The sequence below is a fragment of the Paraburkholderia sp. A1RI-2L genome, assembly GCF_048957375.1.
In the GTDB taxonomy this organism is placed as follows: Bacteria; Pseudomonadota; Gammaproteobacteria; order Burkholderiales; family Burkholderiaceae; genus Paraburkholderia.
The window spans coordinates 1-10502 of sequence record NZ_JARBTA010000009.1; the positions used below are offsets into that span (position 1 = coordinate 1).

8 protein-coding genes and 1 pseudogene are annotated in these 10502 nt (G+C 59.4%); 4 read left to right on the top strand and 5 right to left on the bottom strand.

Annotated features, from left to right (window positions below; all coding sequences use genetic code 11):
• Positions 1 to 42: 42 nt before the first annotated feature.
• Together PWP93_RS37145 and PWP93_RS37150 are read right to left on the bottom strand one after the other, a co-directional pair.
• Positions 43 to 1254 carry an IS256 family transposase gene (locus PWP93_RS37145; RefSeq protein ID WP_421048395.1) on the bottom strand — a complete coding sequence of 404 codons (1212 nt, stop codon included), beginning with the start codon at positions 1252 to 1254 and terminating at the stop codon, positions 43 to 45.
• A gap of 166 nt (positions 1255 to 1420) precedes the next feature.
• Positions 1421 to 1885 (bottom strand): annotated as a pseudogene (locus PWP93_RS37150) (substrate-binding domain-containing protein); the annotation flags it as partial.
• Between the two features lie 405 nt (positions 1886 to 2290).
• Between PWP93_RS37150 and PWP93_RS37155 the strand changes: the two are divergent.
• Positions 2291 to 2611 carry a DUF4148 domain-containing protein gene (locus PWP93_RS37155; RefSeq protein ID WP_421029020.1) on the top strand — a complete coding sequence of 107 codons (321 nt, stop codon included), beginning with the start codon at positions 2291 to 2293 and terminating at the stop codon, positions 2609 to 2611.
• Positions 2612 to 2756: 145 nt separating this feature from the next.
• Here the strand turns inward: PWP93_RS37155 and PWP93_RS37160 are convergent, their stop codons facing one another.
• Together PWP93_RS37160 and PWP93_RS37165 are read right to left on the bottom strand one after the other, a co-directional pair.
• Positions 2757 to 2975, bottom strand: coding sequence for a DUF6904 family protein (locus PWP93_RS37160; RefSeq protein ID WP_421042801.1), 219 nt, complete (start codon positions 2973 to 2975; stop codon positions 2757 to 2759).
• A 32-nt stretch (positions 2976 to 3007) separates the two neighbouring features.
• The gene (locus tag PWP93_RS37165) at positions 3008 to 4132 is read right to left on the bottom strand and encodes a molecular chaperone DnaJ (RefSeq protein ID WP_421029019.1); all 1125 of its coding nucleotides are present in this window, start codon (positions 4130 to 4132) and stop codon (positions 3008 to 3010) included.
• Positions 4133 to 4800: 668 nt separating this feature from the next.
• Between PWP93_RS37165 and PWP93_RS37170 the strand changes: the two genes are divergently transcribed.
• The 3 genes from PWP93_RS37170 to PWP93_RS37180 all read left to right on the top strand — a co-directional run bounded on the left by PWP93_RS37170 (position 4801) and on the right by PWP93_RS37180 (position 9735).
• Positions 4801 to 6807, top strand: a complete 2007-nt coding sequence (locus PWP93_RS37170) for a hypothetical protein (RefSeq protein WP_421029018.1) — start codon at positions 4801 to 4803, stop codon at positions 6805 to 6807.
• Positions 6808 to 6911: 104 nt separating this feature from the next.
• On the top strand, positions 6912 to 7841 hold the full coding sequence (locus tag PWP93_RS37175; RefSeq protein WP_421029017.1) for an ATP-binding protein: 930 nt from the start codon (positions 6912 to 6914) through the stop codon (positions 7839 to 7841).
• Positions 7834 to 9735, top strand: coding sequence for a hypothetical protein (locus PWP93_RS37180; RefSeq protein ID WP_421029016.1), 1902 nt, complete (start codon positions 7834 to 7836; stop codon positions 9733 to 9735). The genes PWP93_RS37175 and PWP93_RS37180 overlap by 8 nt, the downstream gene beginning before the upstream one ends.
• Before the next feature lie 206 nt (positions 9736 to 9941).
• Here the strand turns inward: PWP93_RS37180 and PWP93_RS37185 are convergent.
• Positions 9942 to 10502, bottom strand: a 561-nt coding sequence (locus tag PWP93_RS37185; protein ID WP_421029015.1) for a group II intron maturase-specific domain-containing protein, incomplete at its 5' end; no start/stop codon positions are given.

The window sequence follows — 10502 nt, forward strand, 5'->3', positions numbered from 1 at the left end:
GAGCAATCGTCAAGACTGGTGTATGCGGGTCGGTCGGCATGATCAGGCAGCCAGCGCTTGAGGAGCCGGTGTGCTTTCAGTCACCGGGGTTCCATCCGTGAAGGCAATGCCCTTCAGAAGGGCCTCGATCTTGTCTACGCCGCGAATTTTTCTCCATGACTGCTCGGCCGCTTCGATCAGCTTGAACGCCATGCTGAGGAACGTCGCACGAGACAGACAGTTCCGCGTGCGGCTCGTACGGTGGCGCACCGTAGCGAACGTTGATTCAATCGGATTCGTGGTCCGCACGTGCTGCCAGTGTTCGGCAGGAAAGTCGTAGAACGCGAGCAGTTCATCGCGATCTTTCACGAGCTTCTCGACGGCCTTTGGATACTTGGCCGCGTACGTGTCGACGAACCGGTTGAACGCGATGATCGCATCGGCTCTGGTTGCTGCATTCCAGATTTCCCCGAGCGCCGCTTTGGCCTTGCCGTGCTGCGATTTGGGCATGACGTTAAGGATGTTTCCAATTTTGTGAAACCAGCAGCGCTGGTGACGAACCTGCGGAAACACCTCTTCAAGTGCCGCCCACAGCCCCATCGCGCCATCGCCGACAGCCAGCAACGGCGGCGTCTGCAGACCGCGTTTTTTTAGGTCAAGCAGCAGCTCGACCCACGACGCTTTCGATTCGCGATAGCCGTCACTGAGCGCTACGCGCTCTTTCTCGCCATTCGGCTTTACGCCGATGATCACCAGCAGGCACTGGCCGTCGGAATCCTCCGTGCGTGCCTGTGTGTGGATGCCGTCGGCCCACCAGTAGATCCATCGCGCCTTCGACAGATCGCGCTTTTTCCACTGCTCATACTCGTCGGACCAGGAGGCCTTCAGGCGGCTCACAACGCTCGCCGACAGCCCTTTGGCCTGCTCGCCAAGTAGCTCGGACAGCGCGTCGCCCATGTCGCCTGTGGACACGCCACGCAGGTACAGCCACGGCAGCGACGACGACACGCGCGGTGACTTGCGTACGTAGGGCGGCACGATCGACGAATTGAACTTGATGCCCGAGCCCGAGCGGTCGCGCACCTTCGGCACCTGGACCGGCACAGGACCCACGGCCGTGACGATTTCACGCTCAGGCAGATAGCCGTTGCGCACCACGGCCCGTCGGCCATCTATCGTCTTCACATTCGAATATTGCTCGAGCATTGCTGCCAGTTCCGCCTCGATGGCCTGCTGGATGATGCGCCGTGCGCCTTGCTGGATCAGGTCGTCCATACTGGGCGCACCCGTAAATTCCGCTTCTGCTGCTTGACTGTCGTTCGTTTCCTGCGTACGTTTCGCCATGGTGGTGGAGTTCGATTGGGGAAGTGTTACTGTGAGAAGCAACATTCTCCTGCAATCGCCACCGCCTTCTCCTGCCTCCCTCCCGCGTACACCACATTCGACGATAACTCGCGATGTCCAGATCAGGCAGCTTGACCTTCGGGTTCAGCGCGGCGATGGCCGGATCGTTCCACTTCTTGATCTTGCCGAGGTAGATGTCGCCGAGCACCGGGCCCGACAGCGTGATTTCGCCGGCCTTGATGCCAGGCACATTGATCGCCGGCACGACGCCGCCGACTACCGTCGGGAACTGGAACAGACCGTCCTTGGCCAGTTGATCGTCCTTCAACGGAGCGTCCGAGCCCGCGAAGTCGACGGTCTTCGCCTGAATCTGCTTGATGCCGCCCGACGAGCCGATGCCCTGGTAGTTGATCTTGCCGCCGCCCGACTTCTCATAGGCGTCCGCCCATTTCGCGTAGATCGGTAGCGCGAAGGTACTCCCTGCGCCAGTGATATCTGCAGCCTGGACTGCGGTTGCCGACGCCAACGCAAGCATCACCAGGGGAATCGCTTTCAGTTTCATTTATGCTCCTCATTTGCACAACCAGGTAAGTGGCGACGGAAGATAGCCCCGGCATGTGACATTTTCATGAACCTGAAATCGCTTTTACTTTTCCTCCAGGGACAGCAGCCAGTTCCGACGCCGGCAATATGCTGCGTTCGGAGAACCGTCGTCCGCCACTGACGACGTCACAAAAAACTGGCGCCGGACAACTGCGGCACTGGCCAGTGTCTGCCTGCGCGCACCGCACGTCTGCGTTGCGACGGACCTCGAAAACGCCCCGTAACGGGATAGAGCGCCGTTTCGACATGATTTTTCTTACGCATGCTTGCCAGCACGCAACGTGCCGTTAACTTTGGCATAAGTATCCCTTCCTAAGATGGAATTTAGATTCTCTTGGTACGACCTGAAGGTCGGGAGGCTTATATGAACGCGACAATCATCAGGATCGCCATTATCGGCGTTCTGCTCACCCCCCTGGCTTCGTTTGCCCAAACGACCACCCCACTGACTCGCGCGCAGGTACGCGCCCAGCTTGTACAAATTGAAAAGGCAGGCTACAACCCGGCCCGGCGTGACAACAACTATCCAGACGATATTCAGGCAGCCGAGGCCCGAATCGCAACTCAAGAATCGGCGGGCGCAATAGCTGTATCGGGCATGGGCAGCGGCACCGGGAGCAGTTCGCAATCAGGCGAATCCCACAGTGCACACTACGACAGTTCGACGTTTTACAAACACCACTAATAGCCGCGCACCCGCTTGTCGCGCAGGTCTCGGCCAGATCGAACCTCGTACGCGCGCTACACGACGCCGGAACGTTTGGCTCGTCCCGGCGGCATCAACACGCGGCCACAGCCGAACACCTGCGCCACAACGCCACTGTACCCGGTCAAATACCTGTAAAGATTTCTTCGAAGCCTTCAGGGGGCTGCAAGATTTCCCGCTGCTGCTCGTAGGCCTTGCGCACATCGTAGGCCAACCCCAAAAATGGTCCGTCATCCTGACGAAGTAATGGCGAACGGTCATTGACATCGTGAACGACCTCGTGCAGCTCGATAAGCGAATGGTAGTCGCCGACAAGCAGAATGCCAGCGTGATTTTTCAGCAGCTAATAGTCGAGCACAGGTGGCTCCCTCGGCATCAAAACGGCATGAATTCGAAGTCTGACGGTGCGGAAACGACCTTGCAGCGCTTCAGCCAGAGCTTCAGATTCCTGATATCTTCGAATGCAGCAAGATCCTGCTCCAGGGTCCGGACATTCAGACGGAGTTCCTTGAGATCAACTGCAAGGTTTTGCAACACGCCATCGGGAGAAACGGTTTCGAATGGATCGATTCCGTAGGCATAACGGAAAGATGACTCGACGTTAAGGATCTCCTGATCCAGTTCGCGCACCTGCTCCCTCAGGATTGTGTTGTAGTGTTTCAGCCGCTCTTCGCTCATGTTGTTGAGGGCGTGCTGGTCAATATGCTCGAGTTCGAGCTGCAGTTCCAGCAATTGAAGGAGGTTGTTTTTCTGGTAGGCCTCGTTCACGCGCTGCATCAACCGGGTCTTGCGCTCTCGCTCCTGCGGGTCGGTTTCGCGATCCGGATGCAGTTCGCTGGCCAGTTTGCGGTAGACCTCACGAATGGACAGGTTCAGCTTTGCCTGCTGCTCCTGTGCCCGCGCTTCGGCAGCCTGCTGCCTGGATGATTTCTTCCGTTTCGCGCGTCGGGCGTCGCTTTGCCTATTCTCGCTTTCCCATTGCGCCTGAGCCTGCTGAAAATGGGACTCAGCACGTTGCAGCAGGTCTTCCGGGGTATTCAAATCCTCATCGTCTCCCAGATCAACGCCAAACATCGCCTCAAGCATGGACTTCATCCCGCCGACTTCGGTCGCCACCTCGCTGTCGTAGCTGGTCGGGCTGTACTTGTCGTAAATCGCCTTCAGGGCTTTGCCTTCATTCTCGTCTTCGCCGATCAGATCACCTGCCAGATCGACGATCACGAGCGCAACCTTCCGGCGCTCTGTCTTGGTCAGGCTATCGAAGGCCCGGTCCAGGCAATGCACCATCCGGACCTGCAGTGCCACCGAAGTCTTCTCCAGGGGCAGGAGCTCATCGACGTACCGTTTCTGGAAGGCAGGCTTAACCGTTTCCCAGTCGCGCAAGCGCTTGCGTCGTTTCCCGATCTTCCCGATCAGCGAGTTGAACGTCTTCTGGGCTTTCGACAGGGCCGACGTGTTGTGATCGGGCGCAATGCTGACAGATCGCGATGTTCTGGACATGGGGAAATCCGCTGAAGTCGGGGAGAAAGTCAACGACGGCGCCCATTTTACCCGACGCAGGGCCACGCGCACCGGGATGCCGGACGGTCCGGAAGCGAAATCACATTAGGCTGTATCGCTAACCCTATTAGCGAGATAGCCGCGTTTCCTGTTCAAACATGCCGCAGGAGAAACAAGTCACTCCGACCGACACGTCGTTGCCTATACTGAAGAGATGCCGAATGCTTCCACGCCATCGTCGTTTCCCGGCCACCTCCCCTTTGAGCGAGCGCAAGTCGCTTGCACAACTAAAGTTGTTAACACTGCGGTGCGATGCAAAATCTATCTCGGAGGCCCACCGCGTAAGGCGCAACGCCCGGTTTGCATTTCAATTAAAGTTGTTAATAGTAAAGGCTCCGGCGTCAACTAAAGTTGTTATCTAATCGACGAATTCAACTAATCTTGTTAATTACTGAACGGCGCGGGCGTAGCTGCGGACATGAGATTGTGCAAGGAGCGTAGGGGCATCCGTGCTCGCGATGCCGATGATCGACAGACGGACATCGCGTCCGTTATCCGGGCAACCGCAGCAAAGTCAACAACAAGACCTCCCCAACCCGATAGGTTGCACGATCTGCGTTTTCAACTAATCTAAGCTGGTGATGTTGATGCGCTCGTGGAGGCTTGCGATGACACGACGCTCGCGCCTTCGGGCATGCAACTCTTTCAGAAGCGACGCCGACTTCTTGGGCGATATCGATTTAACACTCTGGGCACCCATCGATGAACTTGCGCTTTCGGTAGAACGGCGCGCGCTTTATCGCCGGCGCGAGCGAGCAATTCGCCTTTATCTTGCGGGCGGCACAGACGCCCAAATCAAGGCGGCTTGCGGCATGAGCCTTATCCAAACCTACCGCTTGTTGAACGAGCGCTGCCTCAAGCAACACATTGACGGATCCGTCTACGGCTGGCGCGGCTTGCTGCCGCACTCGCGGGTGAAGACCTACGAGCGAACAGCACCGTTGAAACTCAATGCATGGAACGGCGGGGCTGTCGGCGCCCTCCAGTGGGTGTTCGAGTCGTCGGCGGGACATGGAGTCGAAGACCGGTTGCGAGAACGAATCCTCGGTAAGCGTGGTGAGCTCGAGGCGTCGCGCCGGCCACGCATGGCCATTTTTCGCTGGTTCCTGGCCGAACTTCGCGAACGCGGCTTTGAGCGCCGCGGCGAATGGCCGTTCAACGTTGAGAAACGGGGCTACGTAACGCTCGCCCGCTACATCGACCGCGTACTCGCCGAGCATCCCGCTCGCGCTCGTCAGCTGACAGGAGGAGAGGATGCGGTACGCAAGGCTCGCAGCGGCGATGGAACGCGCCGTCCGCCCCTAGCACCACTCGACCGCGTCGAATGTGACGCCCACAAGCTTGACGCTCGCATGATGGTACTGGTGCCCTCCCCTCATGGCGGCACGGAGCCTCGCATGATTCACCGGCTGTGGGTCGTCGTCATCATTGATGTCGCATCGCGCGCAGTGCTTGGCTACCATTTAAGCCTGCGCCGTGAGTGCTCGGCCGAGGACGTGCTGCGTGCCGTCCGCTGTGCGCTAACACCGTGGACACCACGAGACCTTCAGTTCAGCAGCCAAGCCTACGTTCAGGGCGCGGGCTTGCCCTCGTACCTCCTCCCGCAGCTTTCAGGCGCATGCTGGAATGAATTTAGCGTTGACGGCGCACTCGCGAACACCTGCGCGCGCGTCGAAAGCGTGTTGCACGATCTGGTCGGGGCGACACTCATCAAGCCACAGGACTCAACAAGCTTCAGTTGTCGGCGCAGCAAGGACGATCGCCCCTTCGTCGAATCGTTCTTCGGACACCTGGCTACCGGAGGCTTTCACCGGCTTTCGACGACCACCGGCAGTTCACCAGTTGGCAAACGCGGTGCTGATCCTGACGCGGCCGCGCTCGCTACGCAATTCCAGCTCGAATACGCGCAGGAACTGCTCGATACGCTGATCGCCAACTACAACGCGACACCGCACTCAGGGTTAGGCTACCGCAGTCCGCTAGAACAGCTTGAACGATGGATGGCCGATCGCTCATCAGTGGTCCGTGTGGTTGATCCGGAGGCGGTACGCCGTATGGTCGGCGTGCGCAAGCTCTGCACACTGCTCGGCGGCATCGAGACAGGGCGTCGGCCGCATTTTAATTTTGCCAACGCCCGTTACTCAGCCGAATGGCTGTGTTTGCGCACCGATCTCCTGGGAAATAATTTCTGGTTACACCTGGACGATGAGGACGACGCACGTTATGCCGCCGTCTCCACGCAGCACGGCGTTTTCATCGGGGTGGTGCGCGCCGCGCCCCCATGGCATCGCACGCCACATTCGCTCTACGTGCGGCAGGCAATCCGCGCGCTTGAGAAGCGCCGGCTACTGCACCTGGCGAATCACGGCGATGCGGTTGAAGCGTTGCTGCGCTACGCAGAAGACTCACCTGAGCGGAAACTGCCTGTCCACCCGGCTTATCTCGAAGCTCGCCGGATTCTGGAGCAGCATGCGCAACGGTTAGCCGGCCAATCGATGGTGAGTATCGTCAAACACGCTGAGGTGGCAGCAGCGAACGTCAGCACGCCGACCGCTGCCGCTGCACGCAGTAATCCGATCGCCCTGCCGCCGATGCGCCGGGCCCAGCAATGGTAACCCCGTCCAGACCGGCCACGGGCGCGCTCGTAGCCCCGCACGTGCCCCGTGACCACCCCGTTGTCACGCGCGATTATTCGCTGTTCACGATCGCGATCAGTGACATGGTAGAGCGCATCGCTGGTTGGCTAGACGACCAGATCGATGGCGCAACCATCTTCGGGCCGTCGAGGTTCGGCAAATCAAGTGCTGTTGACCACTGGCTCCAGCGTCTGCTATCCGAACGCCACGGTGGCTACGTGCCACTCGTTATCTGGAGCCACACCGATTCAGGCTGCAGTCAGGGCGTTGGCCGTTTTTACGCGCACCTGCTCGAGGCGAGCGGTCACCGGCTCGCCCAGGCACGACGCAATCCGCTCGAACGACAGATCATGCTCGTGGAACGCTGGATCGAACTTGCGGCGCAAGGCGGGGGCCACTTTCTCGTTCTGGTCATCGATGAAGCGCAGGGTATGAGTCATCGCGAGTGGCTGTGGCTCGTCGAGCTGCACAGTCTTCTTGAGAAGCAGCGAGTCCGTTTGTGTGTATTTTCGATTGCTTCGTTGCAGTTCTTCGATGAACCACTCGGCATGGCGCTCGCGGGCGGCGCCCATGTAGCCGCCCGCTTCATGCTCGCATCGGAGCCCTTTCACGGTGTGCGAAGTATTGACGAGCTCGCGTACGTGATGCGTGGCTATGACGACGGTAGCGAATGGCCACCAGGCTCGGGCCGTTCATTCACAGCGGGCTTGGCACCGCGCCCGTGGGCCGGAGGATTTCGTATGGAGCATCAGGCCGACAGGCTCATGCGAGCGATGAACGAGACATTACCGTCGCATTATGCCGGACCGATGGATTTTCCAATGAAGACCGTGACGCAAGCGTGTCGCCATGTACTTCTTTACATCGCCAGTGGCGGGAACGTCGAGACAGGGACCTCGCCCGAAGCGTGGTGTCTGGCTGTGGAGAATTGCGGGCACCGGACACTGATGGCATTGGTGTCAGCGACTGCCGCTCTTCGCGGTGCGAGTCGCCGCGAAGCAAGTCATGCCTGAACGCTGTCTTGCCTGGCATCGTGGCAGTGTGTTGCCGTATGCATCGCTGTGGCACACAGTTCTGCGCGCGTGTGCGCTCAACGCCCTCCACCCTGCTGACCTGCCGACCACCGGGGCGCGTCCAGCCCAATCGTTGGATCTGTTCGATATCCACGCTGGCAAGATCGATGTTGCGGCGCTCGCGCGCGCACTCGGCGAGCCGCCAGAAGTCTTCCATTGGTCGACTCTTGACGCACTGCCAGATCCGCTGCGAGTCGCGCTCGCCATGCCCCAGCCACGCGTCTGCCTTGCATGTCTGGCGGCGGGCTACCATTCGGCGCTGTTTTCCGTCGCATTGCTGGATGCGTGCCCGATTCATCACACCGCGCTTGTCGGTCGCTGCCACTGCGGCGCACCGTTTGACGCCGCGCTACGGTCTCTTGCCGACTTCCGAATAGCAGGGAGCTGTCCGTGTGGGCAGTTGCACTTCTTTACGCATGAGACCTGCCGTCGATCGACGATGACGCCAGATATGACGCATGCGCTTACCGCCGTCGTGGCATGGCTGCACTCGTTATCGCAACTCATCCGACCGTCGCGATTGGACCTGGCCCTTTCCCAACAAGCGCCTGGCAGTCTCGAGTGGCTGATCACCACCGCGCAATCGCTTGGGATTGCTTACCCCGCGTGCCTTAGACATACGATCTTCGCGTCCGCTCGCATCGAAGCCGTTGGGTATGGCTCTCCTTCCAGGTTGGCACCGCACCGAGATCGTCCGTCGCCGACTGACGCTCAAGAGAGTGAGAGAACGCCGCTTTCGCAAACAGCCTCTGCCTTCGACGCGTACCGCGCAATCGCGCGCCATGTCCGGCGTCACGTCGCACCCGACGGCGATCTATGGATATCCCGGTTCATGGACTCGTGCGACCCAATCGAAATCGGTGAGCTCATTTGCCATAGCCGCAATGCGCAGACGGCATTTATCACCATGCTTTGGGCGCGCTCGGTTGAACCGGGCGTTGAACGACGTCGCTGGCCGCACCGACTCCCCGCAAGCGGATTCAATAACACGCTTGCCGAGATCGTGGCAGACGATTGTCGGCTCTGCGGCGCGGATAACGCCGACACCAGGACGCGGCACTGGCTGACATGCCATGCAGCTCGCGTGAGTCTCGGCGCGCTATGGCGCGACACTCAGGCACGCGCTTCGGGCGCTGCCCGATTCAGGCTTGCTACCTGGTACAGCGCGTCACCCGGGACGTCGTGGCGTGACAGCGCATGGCTCGCACTCGCCACCCCTCACGGCGTGCGATTCGCGGCTGAAACCTCAGCAAACTTGCCGACGGCGCCGCACACCAGCAAAACACGGCGGAAGGCGGCACACGCCATACATGAACTGGCGCGCCGCAACGCGATGTGGGCCACCTGTCATGGCTCGTGCTTGTCCTGGTCCGAAGCAAACAGCTGGCACGTGATCGATGCAATCTCGCCCGTTGACTTCGATGTGCGCCACCGCCGCTTGCTCGGGTGGCGAGACGGGCGTCCGTGGTGCTGGCTCTATCGAACGGCGGATGGCCATTTCGTTGCCAGATGGGATCACGCACCGTTACAGGTGCTGGCAGCGACGCCCGGCGACGCGCTTGCCGCGCTACGGCGCTGTGCGTTGGAATATCAGAGGATCTGTAAGGTCGCTTTACCGATCGCGCCTTCGTTTTCGACCGCAGCTCCCGCGCCGATGGAGACCCGTTCGGCACAGTACTACCGATTTTCCGTGGATGCCGCTCGGTGCAACGAAGGATTCTGGCGAGACGCGCGAATACTTGCTGAAGCAGCCCGCAAATATCGAAGCACCTACGTTCTTGCCACAACGCACCGGAGCAAGCAGCCCCATCGACGGTATGGTGACGAGTATTAACAACTTTAGTTGAAATCTATTAACAACTTTAGTTGTGTGAGCGTCAAGTTTTACTGAGAAATGCGCAACACAATCGCACTATTAGGAGGTGAGTAGACCCGGGGAGTTGCACCCCGAGTACCGGGTGACCGGAGGCAGTCACCCGCCCCCGGTTCCCACAGAACGTAGCGTGCGGATTTCCCGCACTACGCTCTTCAGCAGTTGATTCACAGCACCGCGATTGCTTGCAACGCCCGGTAGGGAAGATGCAGCTTTGGTCGCATTAATGGAAACCGCTTCTTGATCTCCTGGAATGTCTCCCAGGTAACGCCGCCTGAACGGCTCCGGCTGCTCAGCATTTTGCGCCAATAGCGCTCCACCGCTCTATGTACTTTCTGCAACGCCCGGAAGTTCCCGGCAATGCCATAGTAGGCATAGTGGCCACGTAATACCCGATTGAGCTTTTCAGCTTGCTCCCGAATCGATAGATGCCGAACTTGACGCATCAGGTCTTGCAAGCTAGCCAGGCTACGCCGGAGTCGAGACTTTTCCGTGCGCATCCCTATCTTGAAATTGCCTTTCAGGTTGCGCGTGCAGTACAGGGTGAAGCCCAGAAAGTAAATCGTCTCTGGACGCCGCTTCCCATGCTGGCTTGCGTACCGTTGGGCAAAACGACCAAATGCAACGAGCTTGGTTTTGGTCGGTTCGAGCGCGAGACCAAATTTCCCCAATCGTTTGCGCAAGGCATCCTGAACACGAAGGGCATCGGACTGATTCTGGAAACACAT

Excerpts from the sequence above, each read along its gene's own strand:
- PWP93_RS37175 (WP_421029017.1), top strand. The coding sequence starts at position 6,912 with ATGGTAGAGCGCATCGCTGGTTGGCTAGACGACCAGATCGATGGCGCA.
- PWP93_RS37180 (WP_421029016.1), top strand. The coding sequence starts at position 7,834 with ATGCCTGAACGCTGTCTTGCCTGGCATCGTGGCAGTGTGTTGCCGTAT.
- PWP93_RS37170 (WP_421029018.1), top strand. The coding sequence starts at position 4,801 with ATGACACGACGCTCGCGCCTTCGGGCATGCAACTCTTTCAGAAGCGAC.
- PWP93_RS37145 (WP_421048395.1), bottom strand. The coding sequence starts at position 1,254 with ATGGACGACCTGATCCAGCAAGGCGCACGGCGCATCATCCAGCAGGCC.
- PWP93_RS37155 (WP_421029020.1), top strand. The coding sequence starts at position 2,291 with ATGAACGCGACAATCATCAGGATCGCCATTATCGGCGTTCTGCTCACC.
- PWP93_RS37165 (WP_421029019.1), bottom strand. The coding sequence starts at position 4,132 with ATGTCCAGAACATCGCGATCTGTCAGCATTGCGCCCGATCACAACACG.